Here is a 20,586-nt window from a genome sequence, read left to right as displayed (position 1 = left end):
GTCTTTTGCCTGTGTGCGCCGTCATGGCAACGTTGAAACCCCATGGACAGCGGTCAGGAACGGAATAAAACCATGCCCGTCAGTGTCGACTCGGTGGACGTCCTTGTCTGGGGTGGAGGCACAGGAGGTGTTGCTGCAGCAATTCAGGCCGCCCGTGGCGGTGCTTCCACCCTGCTTCTCACCCCGGGGTCATGGCTTGGCGGAATGGTGAGTTCCGCGGGTGTCTGCTGCCCGGACGGCAACGAACTGAGTCCCTGGCAGACAGGGCTGTGGGGTGCCTTTCTGCGGGAACTGGAACAACGAGAGCCGGACGGTCTGGACCACAACTGGGTGAGTTGTTTTGGTTACCGACCATCCACAGCGGAAGCCATTCTTCAGAGCTGGCTGAATCAGGAATCCAGATTGCTCTGGTGGCCATGCACCCGTTTGCTGGATGTGGTCTGTGAAGGAGCCCTGATCACAGCGCTGAAGATCGAGGTGGGAGGAGAAATCCGGAGGGTGAGCTGCCGGATCGTGATCGACGGAAGCGACCGAGGTGATCTCCTGCCATTGGCGAATGCACCGTTCCGTTTCGGCTGGGAAGCCAGAGAACAATGGAATGAACCCAGTGCACCCACGCTTGATCGCCTGTCCACAGAGGATTTTTTCCGGACTCAGCCGGTGCAGTCACCCACCTGGGTGGTGATGGGTCAACTTCAGAGCGATTGGCTGCAACAGTTTGCAGCGCCTGACGCTGGTGCGACGAGCCCTCCACTCTCTGACCCATTCCGAAACGCATGTGAGGCATTCGGTCTGGAAAAAACCATCACCTACGGACGACTGCCCTCAGGGTTGGTGATGCTCAACTGGCCACTGCACGGCAATGACTGGCATCACAGACTTGAACGTGCATTTCTTGGTGACCCCGACCAGGAGGCTGAGCTGTTCAGCGAGATGCAGTCGCACAGCCTCAGCTTCGCTGCTGAGTTGAGCAATGCTTCAGCTGGATGGCTGCAACTCGGAGAGGCCTTTCCTGACAGCGCCTCAAGCCCTGCGCCCTGGCTTGCCTCGATGCCTTACTGGCGCGAGGGTCGCCGGATGATCGGACGTACGACGGTGATCGAGCAGGATCTTCTTCCGCTGACGCAGCGATCTCCGATCACAGGTCCCCCCGTCAATGACAGCGGGGTAATGCAGTCGATCGCGGTGGGGAATTACGCCAACGATCACCATTACCCCGGCGATGACTGGCCGTTGGCTCCCAAAAGTTGCCGTTGGGGTGGCCGCTGGACCGGTACACCGTTCTGTATCCCTTACGGAGCGCTGTTGAGTGCGACCATCGACAACCTTCTGTCGGCTGACAAGGCTTTCAGCACCAGTCACATGGCCAACGGAGCCACTCGGTTGCAACCCCTGATCATGAATGTCGGTCAGGCTGCCGGCGCGGCTTCCGCTCTCGCGCTGGAATCCATGCAGCAACCCTGCGAGCTCTCGGTGCGCTCCCTGCAGGATCGACTGATCAGCGATGCAAGTGCGCCATCGGCTGTCGCCCCACTCTGGGACACCCCCTGGCATCACAGTGCCTGGCGGGAACGTCAGCTGGCGGTTCTGAACGGCATCCAACCTGATTCGGCCAGTCCTGAAACGCTGAACACAGGTGCTGCATGGAGAGGCGTGGTCACGCCTGACGAACAGGGTGGTTTTCAGATCGTGCCTGAAGGTGGTGAGCCCTGCCAGCTGATCACCCTGGAACCAGCTGTTAACGACTGGCTTCAGACCCTCGACAGATCAACGGCTGCCGAACTGCGAGGCACGCGTAATCCCTGGGGAGGATGGTTTTGTGCTTCGTCACTGCTGTGATCAGGCCGTGGCTTTGATCAGTCTGTGGCTGCGATCAGTCCGAGTTGATCATTTCGTGAATCCACCTGGTCCACCCGCATGACCAGCGAATCACCTGGCAGTGATCCCAACGGGCAGTCTGCAGCGAGATCCATGGCCAGATCCTCAAGTCGAACCAGGCCGAGACGATCCTGTGGCCTCAGCCAGCGCAGAAAATCCACAGACCATTGCTGCGATCGATGCCGCTCGAACCAGACCTGTTGCCAGTGACGCTGATCCTCCCTGGAAATGGCCAGCCCTTCGCGCACGGCGGAGTCGAAACTGTTGATGAGAGTCTGCATCGACTCCTCGCTCAGTGGACTGTCACCATCAATCACAGCAGCAATCTGACGCTGAACAGCGAGATCTCCATAGCGTCGGATCGGTGAGGTGGCCTGGGCATAGGCATCCAGGCCAAGGCTGAAATGAGCCGCTGGTTGCGTTCCCATCAGACCGCGGCTGAGGCAGCGCTTGATGGCGGCAAAACGCACGGCTCCTTCAGGAAGTTCCTCCAGCTCAGCATCGGGGGGCAGATCCGCTGGCAGCTGGCTTCGGTAGGGCAGCGCGAGGTCATGATCGATGCCGAATCGCGCGGCGACGGTACCAGCAAGAATCATGGCCTCAGCCACCATCATTCTGGAGGCACCAGGCTCCGTGATCTGCACGGACAGTTCGTCCTCGCGGCAGCGAATCCGACCCTCCGGCAGATCCATGAGCAAAGCACCCTGACCGCAGCGCCAGCAACGTCTGCGTTCCAGCAGTCTGTGAAGCTCAGCGAGATCCGCGTCTTCAGGCGGAGCGAAATCAATCAACTCATCCGCATCCTCATAGCTCAGTCGGTAACGGGGAGTGACCCAGCTGCGCAGGATTCCGAAATCGCTGATCGCCCCTTGCTCATCGAGATCGATCCAGGTGCTCCAGGCCGCATTGCGCCGACCGGTTCTGATGCTGAAAGGGCCTGTCGAAAGTTCGGAGGGAAACATCGGAAGATTGCCTCTGGAGAGATAGAGACTGCTGCCTCGACGTCGAGCCTCAAGATCCAGCGGTGATCCAGCGCTGATCAACCGTCCAGGATCGGCGATGTGAATCCATAGACGCTCGGATCCATCGGGTCGACGTTCCAGACCAATGGCATCGTCAATGTCCCTGGTTTCGACATCGTCGATCGTGAAGCAGCTCTGAGCGGTGAGATCAACCCGGGTGTCGTCACCGGGCATCGCTTGATCGCTTTTGTGAACAAGTTCCCTGGCTTCCCGCAACAGCTGATCACTGAATCCGTTGCTCCAGGCTGTTCCCGACATTGCCGCAGGCCGATGCTCATCCCACTGCCCGAGCTGAATCAGCAGAAGGCGGAGCTCTTTGGCGTTGGGTTCAATCCGAATCGTTTTCAGCGACTTCAGCAGCTGAACATCCAGCTGGATGGTGTCACTTCCTTCGTTAACACGTTTCTGAAGCGATGTGATCCATTGCTGATGCTGAGGAATCAGTGATTTGAACACCACTGGTTGACGGGTTTTGAGCAGGTTCAGCCACTGTTTCTCATGCTGTTCTGATCGAACCTGTGCTCTGCGTGCAGCACGACGACTGCGAATTTCGGAACGGGATCTGACCTGGACCAGACCCTGCTTCCATCGGAAAAAGTCCTGGTCACCGTGCAGGGCCAGCCAACATGCCGCTCTGTTGACTGCAGCGTCGGAGCCGCAGACCAGCTCGGAAAATTCAGCAAGATCGAGCGTCTCGGGTGATTCCAGCATCAGGACCCACAGCTCGCCCCATTCGCGACGAGCGAGACTGCTCAGCTCAAGTTCATTTTCGTTGAACGACCACGGAAAAACACCCAAGCGGGACGAGGGATCAACGTCGACCGGAAGGGGGTGAATGCAGTCGAGCAGACGAGCCGGAACAACCTGTTCCTTTCCCCGAAAGCCGATCGTCAGACGACGTTTGCTGCCCTGAACAGCAAGCACAACCGCAAGCTGGGATGACTTGGTGTCACTTAAGCCAACAAGATCCCCTGGGTTGCAGTCAACAATGGCCAGAAATCAACCCTCGGGATTCACAAATGGCAGCAAAGCCACAATGCGGGCTCTTTTCACAGCATTGGTGAGGTCACGTTGCTGTTTTGCTGTGAGTCCTGTAAGTCGGCGGGGAAGAATCTTTCCTCGTTCTGTGATGAATTTCTTGAGCAGATCCACGTCTTTGTAATCGATGGGATCGCCTGGCTTGATCGGAGAAAGGCGCTTCTTGAAGAAGGAGCTGGACATGAATCAGAAACGATTGTTGAACTGGATGAACGGCAGACTCACTTGATCTCTTTGTGAAGAGTCATCCTGTTGAGCTGCGGGCAGAACTTCATCAGTTCAAGCCTTTCTGTGGTGTTCCGACGATTTTTCTCGGTGGTGTAGCGAGACACACCGGGACAACGCTTTTCGGAAGCGGGAACGGACCGGCATTCGGTGCACTCAATCGTGACAACGATCCGGACGCCCTTGTTCTTGGCCATAAAGGACGTAGCGCCGCAGTTGCGAAGCGAAATGACAAACATCCACTTTACAGGTCAACCTCACCCCAGCTCCGCCGTCCGGCAGTGGAAGTGAGTTCGTAGGATCACGCGCTGACTTCAAGCTCCCGATGCGGGTTTCTCTCTCCTGGCTGCAGGATCTGGTGCAGGTGAACGAACCCGCTGATCAACTGGCTGAACGCCTGTCGATGGCTGGCTTTGAGGTGGAGGAGATGGACGATCTCTCGCTTCTGGCCCAGGGAGTGGTTGTGGGAGAGGTTGTGGCCTGCGATCCCCACCCCAATGCTGACAAGCTCAGAGTCTGCAAAGTGAATGTGGGCACAGACGATCAACTTCAGATCGTCTGCGGGGCAAAGAATGTAAGGGCGGGTATTCATGTGCCCGTCGCCACGGTCGGTGCGGTTCTTCCCGCTGTGAATCTCACCATCAAGGCGGGCGAACTGCGTGGTGTGAGCAGTCAGGGAATGATCTGCTCATTGTTGGAGCTCGGCCAGCCCAGTGACATCGACGGAATCGCTGTTCTCGAAGACCTGCTGGCTGCAACTCCATCACCCGGGGAGGCAGTTGCAGCGTCGCTGGGTCTTGATGACATCGTTTTGGAGCTCGCGATCACAGCCAATCGTCCTGATGGACTGTCAATGACAGGTATCGCCAGGGAAGTGTCAGCACTCACGGGAGCAAAGCTTTCCCTGCCTGCAGCCACGGCTCCCGCCGGCACCCATGTGCTGGAAACGGATCGGAACTCCGCAGCAGCCATGCAGGCCGGTGGTGTGTATGCCCTGACCGAGGTCAGGGGGATCACAGGTGCGTCACGATCACCGCAGTGGCTGCAGAGACGACTGATCCGAGCCGGTGTGAATCCTGTCAATGCGGTGGTCGACATCACGAACCTGGTGATGCTTGAGCAGGGTCAGCCGCTGCATGCCTTCGATGCAGACGCACTGGAAACACTCTGCGGAGCTGAGATCAGCGCATCGGATTTCGGATTGCGTCAGGCAAATGACCGCGAGCTCTTCCGAGGCCTTGACGGGCGGCAGCTCGAGCTGGATCCACGGGTTCAGGTGGTCACATGCAGAGATCGTGCTGTGGCTGTTGCGGGTGTCATGGGCAGCGCCGAGAGCGGCGTCACGGACAGCACCCGCAGGATCTGGCTGGAATCAGCTTTGTTCACACCAGCGTCGGTGCGTAACGGCAGCCGCGCAACGGGGCAGCGCACCGATGCCAGCAGCCGCTACGAGAAGGGGTTGCCCAGGGAGATCACGCTGACTGCAGCTGGACGTGCTCTTGCGCTCTTCAGCGAGATGCTTGAAGCCGAGATCGGTGACACCTGGCTGTGTGCCGCTGAGCATGGTCCGGAACCGGTGGTGACGCTGCGCCGCAGTGCCCTGCACCGTTTGCTCGGGCGCCTTGACGCTTCCGATCAACAAGCTGAGCCCGCCACAATTGCTGATGCACAGGTCGAGGCCTGCCTCGGCGCACTTGGTTGTGAGCTTTCCAGCGCTGAAGACGGATGGAAGGTGATCGTTCCGGCGTCGCGACGAATGGATCTGCTGCGGGAGGTTGACCTGATCGAAGAGGTTGCTCGCCTCGTTGGATTTGACCGTTTCCAGTCGCATCTGCCCGAACCGCTTCAACCTGGTCAACTGACGCTCACCCAGCAAGCTGAACGACGCCTGCGCCGGCGCCTCAGCGCCTCAGGCCTCCAGGAAATCACAACTCTGTCTCTGACCGGAGTGGATGAAAGCGATTCCAACCGCATCGCCATCAGCAATCCACTCCTGGCTGAGACCAGTCATCTGCGCACCGCTCTCTGGCCGGAGCATCTTGAAGTCTGTCAGCGCAATCTTCAGGCATCGCAACCGGGTTGCTGGTTGTTCGAGATCGGTCATGTCTTTCGCCCGGTTGGCGAGACGATCGAACAGGAAGCCAGGCTCTCGGGAGTGATCTGCGGCGAACGACGTCTATCGACGTGGCAGTCCAGCGGCAAGGCTCAACCCATCAGTTATTTCCAGGCGCGGGGAGTGCTGTCCACCGTTCTGAACTCCCTGGGTATCTCAGCCCAGGACCGTCGTCTCACCGACGATGCACGCCTGCACCCCGGTCGTTCAGCCAGTGTTGTTGTCGAAGGCCGGCCCCTTGGCTGTTTCGGGCAGCTGCACCCCGCGCTCTGCGAAAGCCAGCAGCTACCTGCGGAGACATACCTGTTCGATCTTGATCTCGCACGTCTGCTGGAGGCAGCCACTCGCAGCAATCGCTGGAGTCCGCAATTCAGCCCCTATTCCACTCTGCCCTCATCAGAGAGGGATCTGGCCGTGATTGTTCCGCGCAGCCTGCCTGCAGGTGATCTGCTTCAGACCATACGCAAAGCGGGCAAACCACTGCTCGAGTCGGTTGAACTGATTGATCGTTTTGAAGGCGGCCAGCTCGACTCCGATCAGTGCAGTCAGGCGTTCCGTCTTCGTTATCGCGGCAAAGACAGCACACTCACCGACGAACTGATTCAACCCGTTCACGACAAGGTTCGCCAGGCACTGGTCAAGCAGTTCAAGGTGGAGCTGCGCAGCTGATCCTGGACATCAACACCAGGCATTCCAGGTGAGAGGTCTGGGGAAAGAAATCCATCGGCTGCACCTGTTCAATTGTGTAGGGGCCTGAATCGCCGGCCAGTTGTCTGAGATCCCTTGCAAGGGTTGCAGGATCGCAGCTGAGGTAGACAAGCCTTCGAGGTGGATAATCGAGCACCATTGCCAGAACTGCTGGATCCAGGCCTTTCCGGGGTGGATCAACAACCAGGGCGTCATGGTTCGGCAGCAGTTCCCGCAGATGACGTGCCACATCTCCGCTCATGAATCGTGTGTGTTTGAGTCTGTTACGCGCTGCATTGCGTTCGGCATGACGCACGGAGGCTGAGCTGATCTCCAGACCTGTGACCCTGTGGCCTGCAGCAGCGAGGGGCAGGGCGATCGTGCCGATGCCGCAATAGGCATCAATCAGTCGTTGAGAAGGCTCTGATCGGGTGATCCAGTCACGGATCTGCTCGACAACCCGTTCCGCCCTGGGTGTGTTGACCTGAAAAAAAGTGGTGGTTCCCAGCTCGAGGGAAAGACCGCAGAATCTCTCTTCGATTGCATCCTGGCCCTGAAGACAGATGGTTCTGTCACCGAAAACGGCGTTGCTGCGTTTGGGTTGCAGATTGATTGTCACACCCTTGAGCTGCGGCCAGCGCCGCATCCAGGCAGCACTGAGAACATCAACGGCTTGCAGCGATTCAGTGGCGGAAATCAGGGTGATCAGAATCTCACCGGTGCGGACGCCGATGCGCAGCCCGAGGTGACGAAGGCCCGGCTCACCCTGCAGGTCTGAATCCATCGGCCAACTTGTTGCTTCAAGATCGCGTTTGATCGGCTCGATCAAGGCATCCAGACGTGGATCGAGAACAGGGCAATGATTGAGATTGACGATTCGATGACTTCCCCGCTTGTAATAACCAAGCCGAACCTTCCGACCATCACGGCGAATCGGAATCAGTGCACGGTTTCTGTACCCGAGCGACTCCCGATCAGGACTCACTAGAGCATTGACATCGGGATCAAGCTGGCCGATGCGACTGAGCGTGTTGGCCAATCGTTGCTGCTTCCAGCTGTTCTGAGCGTCCACCGAAAGGTGCTGGAGGGAACAACCTCCGCAATCGCTGGCAAGAATGCATGGCGGGCGACGGGCATCGGGGGACGAGGAGATGGTGGCCACCCTGCGGGCCAACCACATCTTGCGCTGACGCTGCTGAACCTTCACCTTGGCCTCCTCGCCTGGAAGCAACTGAGGAACGGTGATCACCCAGCCGTTCCAGCGGGCCAGTCCCCGGCCCTGCTGATCAAGATCCTCGCCAACAACATCGATGGTGAGTCCAGGATGCGGTGTTTCTTTCATCGCTGGCATTGCAATGGCGTAACACCCCTCTGCTCCACCCCATGACTGGGGTTCAAGCGCCTTAAACTATTTCCAGCATGCCAGCCGTCATGAGCGTTGTAAGGGATCTGATCCTCCAGGCGGATGACGACCTGCGTTATCCCAGCAGCGGTGAGCTGCGCTCGATGGTTGAGTATCTCAGCCAGGGAGCGATGCGTCTGTCGGTGGTCAAGATCCTGACGGACAGTGAAAAGAAGATCGTTGATGAGTCAGCCAGACAGCTGTTCGGGCTTCGACCTGAGTACGTGGCACCCGGCGGCAATGCCTATGGCCAGAAGCAACGGGCTCAGTGTCTGCGCGATTACAGCTGGTATCTACGCCTCGTCACCTACGGAGTTCTCGCCGGCAGCACAGAGATGATCGAGCAGATCGGTCTAATCGGTGCTCGGGAGATGTACAACAGCCTGGGCGTGCCAATGCCTGGCATGGTTGATGCCATGCGTTGCATGCGGGAAGCGTCCCTGGTGCTGCTCTCAGAGGAGCAGCAGAAAATTGCTGGTCCCTATTTCGATTACCTGATCAAGGGGATGCAGACCAGCACCTGATCGGATCTTCAAATTCAACAATTACAGGGGCCTGCACGTGGGCCCTTCTTTATGGCTAGATGTCTCAATCGAGACTTATGTTCAGACCTGAATCGGATCTTGAATGAGAGCAGCAAGACGCATGGACTGCCCGCATCTCGAAACAAGGATCACTTATCGCCGCGGAAAAGCAGTGATCCTGAAATCTCAGACAAGACTCAATTCAGGTCTTAATTGATTCCAAGGCAAGATGAATTGGACTTGGCGATTGGGTTGGCAGACGAGCCTCCGGATCGTCAACAGAGCAAGGGACAGATCGATGCTGGAATCCATCTAAGAAGCATCCGATGCTGGCCGAAGAATCTGCGTCACTGTGTCGTCAGCAGAGACGCAAAAGTAAAATCAGCTGCAACCACTGACCTTGGCCAGGTCCATTCTTCCCTCTGGACAGGAGTTACAGCGGTCTGGACATGTCGACACCAACTCCATCAATCTGATGTCTGGTAAATCAACTGTGGAATGACAGAAATCGAAGCAGCCACACACCACTCCCTGCAAATAAAACCATGAAAAATATCGATCTTGATGCAAATTGCATAGCTTGATCCCCAGCATCGCCGAGGCGACGATGAACCCATTCCCAGAGTCAGTCGTCTCAACCAAGACGCATCCATGGTCTATTTAAAAGTCCCAATCAGGATTATTGCGACAGCTCTTTCTGGCGGTACAGCTCTTTCAACATCTGATAAGCCTCATTGAGCCGTCGCATGGCGTCGGTCGAACCACCCGAATCGGGGTGCACTTCAACAGCCTTGCGCTTATAGGCGTCGCGGATGGCACGCAGGGTCAGCGACTGCCCTGCCTGTGTCGGAAGTTCAAGTTGCTTGAGAGCTCCATGAAGCGTCATTGTTGATTCGAGCGTTTGAAACGACGTGACCTTGCGACTGCGCTTGAAACGACTCACGAAACGACGGATCAGGGTTGGAATGCGCTCCGCCACCGACGCGCTGGCAAAGGGATCTTCAAGGACAGCAGCGGCAACAATCACCTGCTCGAATCTTGGAGTGGGAACCATCCAGGTCTTGCAGTACTCGGTCATCGATTGATTGACCTGCCCCCAGGTGAAAGTGCGACCCTCTGAGCCATCGATGTGGGGCCAGATATCTCGGGCCATCCACAGCATCACGGCCTCCATCACGGTGGGGCCTGGACTTGATCCATAGAGGTTGACCCAGTGATTCAGAGCGACATCGAACCACTCCTGAATCTGATCGTCACTGATCACAGGCACCAGGGGGATTTCTGAGCTGGGTTGTGCCCTGGGCGTGAGGCTTTCGCGAATGGCTGTGCTGCGCTTGCGAACAAATCCTGGCAGGTCGATTCCGCCGCCAGGGGGCGGCGCACTGGGTTTCGTTGGCTGAGGTTCGCTGGATCGCAGGTCATCAAGATCTGCCGCTTTCAGCACGCCAGCAGTACCAACCAGGACGATGGCACGATCCTCGTCGTACTGCGGTTGCTGCGTCGGCTGAGAGATGGCAGGCCTGGACGAACCCTCAGCGTCGGACCGCTCCTGCCCAGTCAACTCTCCTGTGCTTTGATCCGCCGGTGGCACGGAGGGATCTGACTGATCCAGATCGGGCTGAAAGATCTCCTCAAGCAGCCGACGAAGACATTCCCCCCTGGAACGGGTTTTCCAGTCTCTTCGGAGCTGATCAATCTGATCGACCAGTTCCTCAGGTAATTCCAGGCTGATGCGCTTGCCGCTCATAGGGCTGTGTCGTTCTGACCGTCAAGCAGGTTTGATTATCGACCCTGCAGACGACGCAGCCACTCCTGTTGCGCACGAATGGCGTCACGGTAACGCTGCTCAAGACTTTCATTCACTCTTGAGGGCATGATCATCGCCGGTGGCATGACACTGGGACCGCCTCTGGGTGCAGCGATCAAGGGAGGAGGAGGTGGCGCCATTGTTCGCACGGGCTGCGGAGCAGGCCTGGCGACGGGAGTGGCAGTCCTCACTTCGGGAACCGGTTTGGCATTGACCGCCGGTGGTGCCACTGATGGTTTGACTTTTCGAGCCTTTGCCTCAGCCTGGGCCCGGCGGGCTGCTTCAAGCATCTGTTCCCTCTGGCGCAACATGGCCAGCTGAGTGACAGGAACCACACTGAGCAGATGACCTGGTGTGGCGTCGGCTGGATAGACAACGCTCACAGTGACAGGGTTGTTCTTGCCCCCTTTGAGATCAAGATCGGCGATCGAGAGGCTCTGACCTGAACGCATGCCCACATGAACCTCCTGATATCCCTTGTCAGTCTTGATCCCGATCGAGCCACGAAAAGCGGTGAATTGGGATCGACCGGACGCCACGGGATGACTGAGAACCAGTTCATGTGCTCCCTGGCCTGCGAGATTCAGATCAACATCGAAACGAACTCCATAGGTTCCAACATTATTGACAGCAGAGTCGAGCATTCGAGTGCTGAGTTGATTGACCTGAATATCACGTGTACCGAAATGGTGCTTTCGAGTGCTGGTCAAAGGAACATGTAGTGATCCCTGGGAAAGATCATGCTGAATCGAAGCTTTGTATTCATCACCAAGCGCAACCCCTGCAACACGTGAAAAAACCTGACCTGATTGAATCTCTCGAATGCGATTGAGATAAATCCTGCCCGGAGCGAGTTTTCCACGATCGAGCACAGCAATCAGTGCTTGTTCATCCTGGGTCTCCTCAGCGGCAATCACAGCCATCTCAAAAGGTCCATCACTTGTGCCACGCAGGAGACCATTCATAATTCCCCTTGCAGGTAGAACAGTGCTGACAATTACTTTGCGGCTGTTGGGGGGGATAATGACTTTGCTGGAAAGTTTGCGATCCAGTTCCCCTCTCAGAATCTGAACGGCCGTTGCATCTCCTGGACCCGTATTCCAGGGCCTGGGTCCTAGTGGCTTGACACCCATCAGTTTGTTGGGGTGATATGGCGCCTCAAAGCTGTTTTTAACAGAGCCTTTCTTGAACCTCAGGGTTACCGGCGTTGAACCAGGATTGATGGCAATGGCAGCAACAGTCAGCAGCCCCCGTGCTCTGCGGCCGCCAAGTTTGCTGGAATCCTGGGGGTAATATTTGTGATGCATATGAACACCGAATTCACCGTTGAAAGTGAATGTGGCGTTCTTCAGTGGTTGGTTGGTTTCCGCAGCAATGGCGCTTCCGGGAGATGTATTCACCAGGATTCCCGGTCCTTTCACAATCTCCGGCTGATTGGAATGAAGGACGGGAACATTGTTGAAGCTTCCATTCAGAGGCCTTGCTCGCTGCCCCGCCATCAAAGGCACGTAAGCCTCAACAGGGCGGATGAATTCAGTCGCAAACACCCCGACTGAGACGCCGACCAAGACCAGTGCTGGGATTCTCTGAGACACTCGAGACTGGTGTTTTGCGGCCTTGGACAGGCTCAAGTTCCAAACTTAATCGCCAGAGGAAAAAGCGCCAAGTCGATCTCAGGGACGCGGAGAACAGGCTGTTCTCGCCAGGATGGGAGGGCTTTATCAACCCTCTGATGCTTCCTCCATTTGGTTGTTCACCCTGCGGAGATGACGACTGGCAGCGTCATCACCAGCAGCGCAAACTGCGCATGATGCGTTTTTGGCGCGACGGTCTTGAGCGCCAGATCGCTGCTGTGACCGCAGCAATCAGCACGCTCGAGCAGCAGATCGAACGTGATCAGGCCAGCTCCAGCTGAGTTGAAAGCAGTAAACGCATCTGGGCCAGTGCACGCTTGACCCGACGTTGAACCGTCATCGCACTGACCCCGGAGCGGCGTGCCTCATCCCTGAGACTTTGCCCGTTCAGGATCACCTGGACCAAGGCGGTTCGCTCCTCTCCTGAAAGCTCTTGCATCGCCTCAGCGACCAGACGCCGTACTTCCGTTTGAGCCAGCTGTTCACAGCAGACACCATCAACGGAGATCAACGCCTCCTCAAACGGAACAAACCGCCGCTGTTGCGAAGCTGCATTGAATCCTGCCACTGTGTCGCTGGCTTGGTCCTGAACACGTCGAGGCAGTCGGATGATCGCCGCTCGATCCCGCAGGTAATGCAAAATCGCTCCTCTGACATGCGGCCTGGCGAATGCGGCGAAGGGAACATTCTTCGAGCCTTCGTACCGCTCAGCAGCTCTGAGAAGACCGAGAAGCCCGACCTGTCTGAGATCCTCAGAGTCCTGTCCGGATGACCTGGCATATCGCCTTGCCAGCGGTTCGACCAGACGCATGTGCTGTTCAACCCTTGCATTGCGTCTTGCCTGTTGTCGGTTCATGAATGATGTCGCGAGGGGCTGATGGATTCCCTTCAGACAGACATCGCTGATCAGCTCACTGCATCCGTGCAACCACTGAAGTCGGAAACGACCGACCTGAGCAGCTGTTCACCACCATGCGATCGGAGCCACGACAGATCCGAGCGATTGGTTGCGAGCAGATAACCGGCAAACCCAAGGGCATTGACGCTGAAGCCGTGGATTTCGTCCTGACTGCGTCGGATCAGCGCCAGCCATGATCGAGTCAATAACAGGTTGTAGGGGACCGAAGGCTGAAGTTGAGCCGAGATCCCACCCAGACCAAGTCGTGCGGCAAGAGAGCGGTACAGACCGTAGAGACGCATCGCTTCCTCATCCGGGTCGCTGGCCCGCGGTCGTTCAGCGATCACGCAGCTCCTGGAGAGCGGATCAGGGTGTTGAGCCTCATCAGCGGTCTGCGCTGACTGACGCAGATGCCGCTTGAACCAGGAGAGTCTTGGGCAGATGCGTTCCTCCAGATGACGAGGCAACAGCTGAAGGTGGCGATGAGGCTGGCTAGCTCCGGCCCTTGCACCGCTGTTGAAGAACCAGAGACCGGTGCTGTCGCGATCCACCGTCACCAGAGCTCGCCAGTCATCAGGTTGAAGCCAGTGAACCTGAGACGCCCAGTCCTGAGTGATCAGCAGCATGTGGGCACGCTGAACGGGGTACTTGTTGAGAATCAGCACGTGGTGCTGATCAATCCGATCCACTTCCAGATGCGGATCCCAGGGCCTGAATGGATTGGGCTTGGGTCCCTCCGGTCGATGATGCTTGGGAAGCGCCGCATTCAGGGCGCGGAGTTCAAACTGTTCCGCGTCAGCTCCTGTGAGGTCGACGGGGGTGGTCATCAGAGGGATCAGGGCGCCGCTGGACTCAGCCTGCTCGGAGCGCTCCAGAGCCTTCGACCAGAAATGCTCACTGCCCATCGGTCCTGATCCTCGCCAGCGATGCTCCGGAGTAGTACCTGCCGAGGATCTCATTGAAAAGGAGACCTCGATTTGCCAGTCGTTGGGCACCATGCTGGCTCATGCTCGCACCGAGATGTCCGTGAGCTTCATCGGAGATCTCCTGCGTCGCTGCATACAGCGACTCCACAAGTCCACCCTTGAAGCTGAGCACAATTCCCCGGGTTGTCTCGGCTGCCTTGATCGTTGATTCGGTGGTGCTGGTTCTCCCCGAGTAGGCCTGCCAACGTGTGGTGTCACCGAGATTCCAGTCTCGGTCTGCAGGTCGGAGCATGTGAACCAGCGCGTAGGAGCGGGCGGCAACGGCCTGCGCTTTGAGAGCTTCTTGATTCCAGTAGCTGGGCATTTCAGCGCCGACAACCGAGGCCACATAAGACTCGAGTGCGATCTGATTGATGGCCAGCCATCCCTGACCTCTGTTGAGCAGATGAACGGTTCCCGCATAGGCGTGACCGTTCACCAAAACGGATCCGCCATCGCCACCGCAACTGACAAAACCGGTGGCGCTGCCCGCAAGCATGGACTGAACCGCTTCGGGATCAACAGGGCGTCCTCCCTCGCTTCTGCAATCCGCACCGCCCCTCATGGTGACCCGAAGCAAGGGTCTCCGGTTCAGCAGCGCGATACGCAGCTGAGGATCAGCGGTCGGGACCGGGGGTGGAACCGCCGGCACTGTCTTGGACAGCTGGTCAGGTTCCCGATTCTTTGAAGCATCGGTGGCCAGACTCTGCCGATCCTCAGCCGCGAACAGTGCGCTGAGCACTTCTTCTGTGCCCTGACTGGTTGTAGTGCCCCTGCCGTCACCCGTGAGCCAGACGATCAGGGCGGCCAGGCCCACACTCGCCGTGAAAGTCAGCAACAGTGGTTTACCGAGACGCATATCCGCTTGGGCGGCGCTGGAATCATGCCTGAAATGTGCACGGATGGCTGGCAGGGACGCGCCCTCGTGGTCGGAGGTGGTGGCATCGGCCGCGCACTTCAGGCCGAGCTCTCACAGAGGCATCCGACACTGCTGGTGACTCTCGCAACCCGACATCCGCTGACTGCGGAGGAATGGAACCTGGATCTCGAGAGCTCATCAAGCCTGGCGGAACTGACGGCCCAGCTTTCTGCTGACAACCATCCCCTGCGGATTGTCATCAATGCCACGGGCCGACTGCACAGTCCTCTGTATCAGCCTGAAAAGCGACTGCAGCACGTTGAGCAGTCAGCGCTGATTGATTCATTTGCAATCAACGCGGCCGGTCCTCTGCTGCTGGCAAAGTCGGTGGAACCGGTCCTGACTCGCGACAGGCCCTTTCATTTCGCCAGCTTGAGCGCCAGGGTCGGCAGCATCGGCGACAACCGCAGTGGTGGCTGGTACGCCTACCGAGCTGCCAAGGCGGCTCAGAACATGATGCTCCGCGGTCTGAGTCTCGAATGGGGCCGGCGACTGCCCCTGGCCACGGTGACCCTTCTGCACCCTGGAACAACCGACACGGCCCTGTCGAAACCTTTCCAGAGCTTTGTACCCAAAGAGAAGCTGTTCAGCCCTGAAAGGGCAGCAGGGCATCTCCTGGATGTCCTGCTGGAACAGACACCAACCGACAGCGGACGATTTCTCGCCTGGGATGGTCAGGAGATTCCCTGGTAGGCGTGCTCCCGAAGGGTTTCCAGCGGAATGATGTCAGTCGTGCTGCATTCGGTGGATTCCAGCAGGACTGGCGGAGCCATCCCATCCTCATGAGCCTCTTTCCAGCGAGGCGCACAGACGCACCAGTGATCCCCGGGTTGAAGACCCGGAAAGCCGTAGGCGGGCATCGGAGTGCTCAGATCATTGCCCTGAGCCCTGCTGTAACTCAGAAAGCTTTCCGTCATCACACAGCAGACACTGTGACGACCGAGATCTCCAACGTCGGTTCGACAGTATCCATCACGGAACCATCCGGTCATCGGCTGACAGCTGCAGACCTCAAGCGGCTTGCCGAGAACGTTCAGATCAACCGCCTGGCCTGCGTTTACGGGCGATGGTTCAGAGCTCATTGCGCCATGGAATACGCGAGGAGTCTGCCGAAGGAGTGGCACATTGCGCGACAAGGTGGTTGACGGATCCCGGGGGCGAGGCGTTAAAGGTCAATCAGTTATGCCTCCTCGATGGATTGGGAGTTCACTGAAGACGCAGCGTTCCTCGCACTCTGCGACGCCTTCCGCGAAAGCGGCGAATCATCGGCGATTGAGTTTCTTGCCAATGGTGAGGGAGCGTTCCACTTCCAGGACCTGTCTCAGAATGCCGCAGGAGAGGGCATCGACCTCAGTGAATCGAGCGCTCTTGAGGAGTTTCAGCAGGAAGTGATCGACACGATGGAGAAGCTCTGCCAGGAATGATCGGCAGAGCTCGATCAGCGGCCAGGTTCATCCGTAGAAAAAGTTGATCTCCTTGGTCTTCAGCCCCTCCCAGCCAGCATCGATCAGGCGTTGATTGAGCGTGTCCTGATCGAAATGTTTCGCCCCAGTTCTCACAACGCGGTTGCGCATGGATTTGCGCACTCCGCTGCGTTTGCGCTGGCCTTCGAGATCCATGACTTCCCTGTAAAGCTTCTGCATCGCCTCAGGTAAGGGGGATCCGTCGAGATCAATTCCCGCATTGATTGCCTGATCGATGGCGCCTGGCCCGCTGAGATCCATGGTGATGCGATGAACGATCCACGCAGTCTGCAGCAACCAACAGGCTCAGGCGCTGAAATAACGGGCTTTGCTGTGCAGAGCCACCAGAGCTGTCGTGCTTTGTTCAGGGTGTAGCTGGTCACCTTCATCCATGCTCAGGCCGACACGATCGGCGCCCAGCCAGAGCAGCTGCTGGCGTGAGTCTCCGACATTTGGACAGGCTGGATAGCCGAACGAGTAACGACTTCCCCGGTAACGCTGTGCCAGCACATCCCGCAAAGGCATGTCAGGGGCATCAGCAAATCCGCACTCACGTCTCACCCGGGCATGGGTCCATTCCGCAAGGGCCTCGGCCATCTGCACGGCCAATCCGTGGAAGAACAGATAGTCGCTGTAGGCATCGGCCTCGAAAAGCTGCTGGGCGAACAGGGAAGCCTGCTCGCCCATGGTGACGGCCTGCATGGGCAGCACATCGCTTGGCTCCTTGCCGCTGAGATCCCTGTAGAAGTCGGCGATGCAGTAGCGGTTTCCACCGCGCTGGCGAGGCAGTGAGAAACGGCCAAGTTCAGCGGATCCATCCGGGTCGAAAACAACGACATCGTTGCCTTCACGTCCGCAGGGGTAATAGCCATAGGCAACCGCAGGCTGGAGCAGCTGTTCATCGATAGAACGCTGCAGCCAGGACTGCAGGACTGGCTCGGCTTTGGCCTCTAGATCAGCTTCGTAATCATCCCGTGACTGTCCCTTGGCCTTTCGCATCTGCCACTGGCCGGCAAACAGGGCTTGACGATCGAGGTAATCCATCACCTCCGATAGCGGAATGTCAGCTTCTCCCTGCAGCACCTTGGCGCCTAGGAAGGATGGCGTCACAGCCTCCTCCTCAGGAACAGCTTCTGAACGGTCGAGGCTGACCGGCAGGGCAACCGCCTTGGTCTGTTTGACGGCATCGCTCGGCTTCGATTCTTCACCGCCGGAATCGGACTGGGATCCCGATTCACCGCCGAGGGACAATCCTTCCGGAGTGCCGTTGAGGAAACCCTGCTCGTTGTCCCACGCATCAGACTTGCGTGCCTCAACGAAGGCATCCATAAAGCGGAGATCAGTGAAAGCATCCCTTCCGTAAAGAACCTTGCCGTTGTAAACCTCGCTGCAGTCTTTATTGACGAATCTGGGAGTCAGTGCAGCTCCACCGAGTACAACCGGGACGTTGATCCCGGCTTCATTGAAAGCAGCAAGATTGTCTTTCATGAATGCTGTGGATTTCACAAGAAGTCCACTCATTGCGATGCAATCAGCCTGATGTTCCTGTTGTGCAGCGATGATTGCTCCCACGTCCTGTTTGATTCCCAGGTTGATCACCTGATAACCGTTATTGGTGAGAATGATGTCTACAAGGTTCTTGCCGATGTCATGAACATCACCTTTTACAGTTGCAATCAGGAATTTCGCTTTTGCTGATCGTTCACCTCCACTTTTTTCCATATGGGGCTCGAGAAAAGCGACGGCTGCTTTCATCGTTTCCGCTGATTGCAACACAAAAGGAAGTTGCATCTGACCGGAGCCGAACAATTCTCCGACAACCTTCATTCCATCGAGCAGGAAGGTGTTGACGATCTCGAGGGGTTGGTAATTCTCAAGACCTTGATTGAGAGCTTCTTCAAGCCCGATTCGCTCACCATCGATGATGTGCTGTTTGAGGCGTTCCTCCACAGGAAGATCGGCAAGGGAGGGACCCGATGAGCGGGCCTCCTTGGTACTGACACCCTCGAACAGTGTGGTGAGCTCGGTGAGCGGGTCATAGATGCAGACATCCCCATCAAAACGACGGGAATCACTGATCAGATCGCGACAAACCTGTTGATGGTCCTTCTCAATCTTGATCAGAGGCAGGATCTTCGCCGGAGAGACAATCGCCGCATCCATTCCTGCTTCGCAACAGTCGTGGAGGAAAACGGAGTTGAGAGTGATCCTGGCGGCAGGTGATAAACCGAAACTGACATTCGACACGCCAAGCACCACGTGCACTCCGGGCAGCTCGCTGCGGATTCGTCGAATCGCTTCGATTGTCTCAATCCCATTGCGACGGTCTTCCTCGATGCCCGTTGAAATCGGCAGTGCGAGAGGGTCATAAAAGATCTCCCTGGCTGGAATACCAAACTCAACAGCATCTCTGTAGGCGCGTTTGGCAATGGCAACCTTCTTCTCAGCCGTTCGCGCCATGCCCTCCTCGTCAATGGTGCCGATCACAACTCCTGCGCCATAGCGACGAGCCAGTTCCAGCACCTTGAAAAAGCGCTCATCACCATCCTCATAGTTGGTGGAGTTGAGGATGCATTTGCCGCCGGCCACTTTCAGACCGGCCTCCATTTTCTGCCACTCCGTTGAATCAAGCATCAAGGGCAGGTTCACATTGGTCACCACACGGGTCACCAACTCGTGCATATCCTTCTCGCCATCACGACCCACATAATCGACATTCACATCGAGAACATGGGCGTTTTCTTTGACCTGACCGCGCGCCAGACCGACAAGTCCATCCCAGTCTTCTTCATTGAGAAGTTCGCGGACCTTTTTTGAGCCGCTCGCATTCAGTCGTTCACCGATGATCAGGAACGAATTGTCCTGAAAATAAGGAGTGGCTCCATAGAGGGATGATGCGGCCGGTTCATAGCCCAGCTGTTGGCGTTCCAGATGATGCGTTCGAACGTCACGCACAGCCGGTTTCAGTTCATCGGAGATCTCTGAGAGCGCTTGGATGTGAGCCGGTGTGGTGCCGCAGCATCCACCGATGACCTGAACACCGAGGTCTTCAACGAAGTGCATGAGCTGCATCTTCAGCTCGAGGGGTGTGAGCCGGTAATGGGCAACACCGCCAATGTTCTCCGGAAGACCGGCGTTGGGAATGCAGCTCACCACAAAAGGCGAGTATTCGGCCAGATACTTGATGTGCTCCTTCATCTGTTCCGGACCGGTGGCACAGTTCAGACCGAGCACATCGATCGGGAACGGCTCGAGTATCGAGACCACAGCTGCGATGTCCGAACCCACCAACATGGTTCCCGTGGTCTCCATCGTCACGGAGACCATCAGTGGACGTCTCTCGCCGCAGGCTTCGAAGGCATCCTCCACTCCTTGAAGTGCAGCCTTGATCTGCAGCACGTCCTGGCAGGTCTCGATGATGAAGAGATCCACATTCCCGGCAACCAGACCTGCGGCCTGATCGCGGAAGGAGGTGCGCAGCGTGTCGAAGTCAATGTGGCCCAGGGTGGGCAGCTTTGTGGTCGGGCCCATGGAACCGGCCACAAACCTGGGTTTCTCAGCGGTGCTGTATTCATCAGCCATCTCACGAGCCAGTTCGGCTGCTCGCTTGTTGAGAACGAAGGCCTGTTCTTCCAGCCCGTATTCCGCAAGCACGACAGACGCGGCACCGAATGTGTCCGTCTCGATCACATCGCATCCAGCTTCAAGGAACTGGCGATGCACCGCCTGCACAGCATCGGGACGGGTGACCACAAGGTTTTCGTTGCAGCCTTCGAGGACTTCACCACCGAAATCATCGGCAGACAGATCCATCTGCTGCAGAGATGTACCGGTGGCACCGTCAAACACCAGAACAGGCCTGCTTGGATCGTGGAGACGTTTCAGAAAACGGGAGGTTTCAGTGATGGATTCCGTCTGAACTGCCTGCATCACCACTGGGTCGATCAATCCATCCTAAGAACCGCTGCGCTCTAATTCCGGCCGCTGAATGCAGAACATCTGAGATGAAGT

The 20,586-nt window shown here is 57.4% G+C and carries 19 protein-coding genes; 6 read left to right on the top strand and 13 right to left on the bottom strand.

The window, feature by feature from the left end; genetic code table 11:
• Positions 1-72 precede the first annotated feature (72 nt).
• Positions 73-1,839: an FAD-dependent oxidoreductase gene (locus SIB56_RS03965; RefSeq protein WP_413327096.1), complete on the top strand. Its 1,767-nt coding sequence runs from the start codon at positions 73-75 to the stop codon at positions 1,837-1,839.
• Between the two features lie 17 nt (positions 1,840-1,856).
• Here SIB56_RS03965 and SIB56_RS03960 read toward each other — a convergent pair whose 3' ends face one another.
• The 3 genes from SIB56_RS03960 to rpmG form a co-directional block, all read right to left on the bottom strand.
• Positions 1,857-3,824 (bottom strand): ribonuclease catalytic domain-containing protein, encoded by a 1,968-nt coding sequence (locus SIB56_RS03960; protein WP_413325632.1) that lies wholly within the window; start codon positions 3,822-3,824, stop codon positions 1,857-1,859.
• A gap of 75 nt (positions 3,825-3,899) precedes the next feature.
• The gene (gene rpsR / locus SIB56_RS03955; RefSeq protein WP_006041316.1) at positions 3,900-4,121 is read right to left on the bottom strand and encodes a 30S ribosomal protein S18; all 222 of its coding nucleotides are present in this window, start codon (positions 4,119-4,121) and stop codon (positions 3,900-3,902) included.
• 38 nt (positions 4,122-4,159) lie between these two features.
• Complete coding sequence (gene rpmG, locus SIB56_RS03950) at positions 4,160-4,360, bottom strand: 50S ribosomal protein L33 (protein ID WP_413325628.1); 201 nt, start codon at positions 4,358-4,360, stop codon at positions 4,160-4,162.
• Between the two features lie 128 nt (positions 4,361-4,488).
• On the opposite strand from rpmG, the gene pheT reads away from it, so the two are divergent.
• Positions 4,489-6,945, top strand: a complete 2,457-nt coding sequence (pheT, locus tag SIB56_RS03945; protein WP_413325626.1) for a phenylalanine--tRNA ligase subunit beta — start codon at positions 4,489-4,491, stop codon at positions 6,943-6,945.
• Here pheT and rlmD read toward each other — a convergent pair.
• Positions 6,923-8,314 carry a 23S rRNA (uracil(1939)-C(5))-methyltransferase RlmD gene (gene rlmD, locus SIB56_RS03940; protein ID WP_413325623.1) on the bottom strand — a complete coding sequence of 464 codons (1,392 nt, stop codon included), beginning with the start codon at positions 8,312-8,314 and terminating at the stop codon, positions 6,923-6,925. The two genes, pheT and rlmD, sit on opposite strands and share 23 nt — an antisense overlap.
• An 80-nt stretch (positions 8,315-8,394) precedes the next feature.
• Between rlmD and SIB56_RS03935 the strand changes: the two genes are divergently transcribed.
• Positions 8,395-8,889, top strand: a complete 495-nt coding sequence (locus SIB56_RS03935; RefSeq protein ID WP_413325621.1) for an allophycocyanin — start codon at positions 8,395-8,397, stop codon at positions 8,887-8,889.
• Positions 8,890-9,376: 487 nt separating this feature from the next.
• Here SIB56_RS03935 and SIB56_RS03930 read toward each other — a convergent pair whose 3' ends face one another.
• From SIB56_RS03930 to SIB56_RS03920, 3 genes are all read right to left on the bottom strand, one after another.
• Entirely contained in the window at positions 9,377-9,466 is a 90-nt protein-coding gene (locus SIB56_RS03930) for a sortase B protein-sorting domain-containing protein (RefSeq protein ID WP_413325619.1), read from the bottom strand.
• Positions 9,467-9,568: 102 nt separating this feature from the next.
• Positions 9,569-10,636 carry a ribbon-helix-helix protein, CopG family gene (locus tag SIB56_RS03925; RefSeq protein WP_413325616.1) on the bottom strand — a complete coding sequence of 356 codons (1,068 nt, stop codon included), beginning with the start codon at positions 10,634-10,636 and terminating at the stop codon, positions 9,569-9,571.
• A 35-nt stretch (positions 10,637-10,671) separates the two neighbouring features.
• Positions 10,672-12,195 carry a DUF3370 family protein gene (locus SIB56_RS03920; protein ID WP_413327094.1) on the bottom strand — a complete coding sequence of 508 codons (1,524 nt, stop codon included), beginning with the start codon at positions 12,193-12,195 and terminating at the stop codon, positions 10,672-10,674.
• Positions 12,196-12,428: 233 nt separating this feature from the next.
• On the opposite strand from SIB56_RS03920, the gene SIB56_RS03915 reads away from it, so the two are divergent.
• The gene (locus SIB56_RS03915) at positions 12,429-12,611 is read left to right on the top strand and encodes a hypothetical protein (RefSeq protein ID WP_413325614.1); all 183 of its coding nucleotides are present in this window, start codon (positions 12,429-12,431) and stop codon (positions 12,609-12,611) included.
• Here SIB56_RS03915 and SIB56_RS03910 read toward each other — a convergent pair.
• Genes SIB56_RS03910 through SIB56_RS03900 form a run of 3 tightly spaced genes read right to left on the bottom strand, consistent with a single transcriptional unit; the run spans position 12,593 to position 15,052 of the window.
• Entirely contained in the window at positions 12,593-13,186 is a 594-nt protein-coding gene (locus SIB56_RS03910) for a sigma-70 family RNA polymerase sigma factor (protein WP_413325612.1), read from the bottom strand. The genes SIB56_RS03915 and SIB56_RS03910 overlap by 19 nt on opposite strands.
• A 50-nt stretch (positions 13,187-13,236) precedes the next feature.
• Complete coding sequence (locus tag SIB56_RS03905; protein ID WP_413325610.1) at positions 13,237-14,133, bottom strand: ATP adenylyltransferase; 897 nt, start codon at positions 14,131-14,133, stop codon at positions 13,237-13,239.
• Complete coding sequence (locus SIB56_RS03900) at positions 14,123-15,052, bottom strand: SpoIID/LytB domain-containing protein (RefSeq protein ID WP_413325608.1); 930 nt, start codon at positions 15,050-15,052, stop codon at positions 14,123-14,125. Before SIB56_RS03900 ends, SIB56_RS03905 begins: the two co-directional genes overlap by 11 nt.
• Positions 15,053-15,076: 24 nt before the next feature.
• Here SIB56_RS03900 and SIB56_RS03895 point away from each other — a divergent pair, with 24 nt between their 5' ends.
• A complete protein-coding gene (locus SIB56_RS03895; RefSeq protein WP_413325606.1) occupies positions 15,077-15,805 on the top strand; it encodes an SDR family NAD(P)-dependent oxidoreductase in 729 nt (242 codons plus the stop codon).
• Here the strand turns inward: SIB56_RS03895 and SIB56_RS03890 are convergent.
• The gene (locus tag SIB56_RS03890; RefSeq protein ID WP_413325604.1) at positions 15,787-16,194 is read right to left on the bottom strand and encodes a DUF2237 family protein; all 408 of its coding nucleotides are present in this window, start codon (positions 16,192-16,194) and stop codon (positions 15,787-15,789) included. The genes SIB56_RS03895 and SIB56_RS03890 overlap by 19 nt on opposite strands.
• A gap of 111 nt (positions 16,195-16,305) precedes the next feature.
• Here SIB56_RS03890 and SIB56_RS03885 point away from each other — a divergent pair, with 111 nt between their 5' ends.
• Positions 16,306-16,536, top strand: a complete 231-nt coding sequence (locus SIB56_RS03885) for a hypothetical protein (RefSeq protein WP_066907493.1) — start codon at positions 16,306-16,308, stop codon at positions 16,534-16,536.
• Positions 16,537-16,563: 27 nt separating this feature from the next.
• Here the strand turns inward: SIB56_RS03885 and SIB56_RS03880 are convergent, their stop codons facing one another.
• The gene (locus tag SIB56_RS03880; RefSeq protein ID WP_413327091.1) at positions 16,564-16,836 is read right to left on the bottom strand and encodes a DUF4090 family protein; all 273 of its coding nucleotides are present in this window, start codon (positions 16,834-16,836) and stop codon (positions 16,564-16,566) included.
• A 45-nt stretch (positions 16,837-16,881) separates the two neighbouring features.
• On the bottom strand, positions 16,882-20,505 hold the full coding sequence (metH, locus tag SIB56_RS03875; protein ID WP_413325602.1) for a methionine synthase: 3,624 nt from the start codon (positions 20,503-20,505) through the stop codon (positions 16,882-16,884).
• Positions 20,506-20,586: the final 81 nt, after the last annotated feature.

The organism is Synechococcus sp. MIT S9503 (assembly GCF_047304175.1).
Classification (GTDB): domain Bacteria; phylum Cyanobacteriota; class Cyanobacteriia; order PCC-6307; family Cyanobiaceae; genus Synechococcus_C.
Note: the sequence above shows the minus strand (reverse complement) of the source record. Positions and strands in the feature narration are given on the sequence as shown.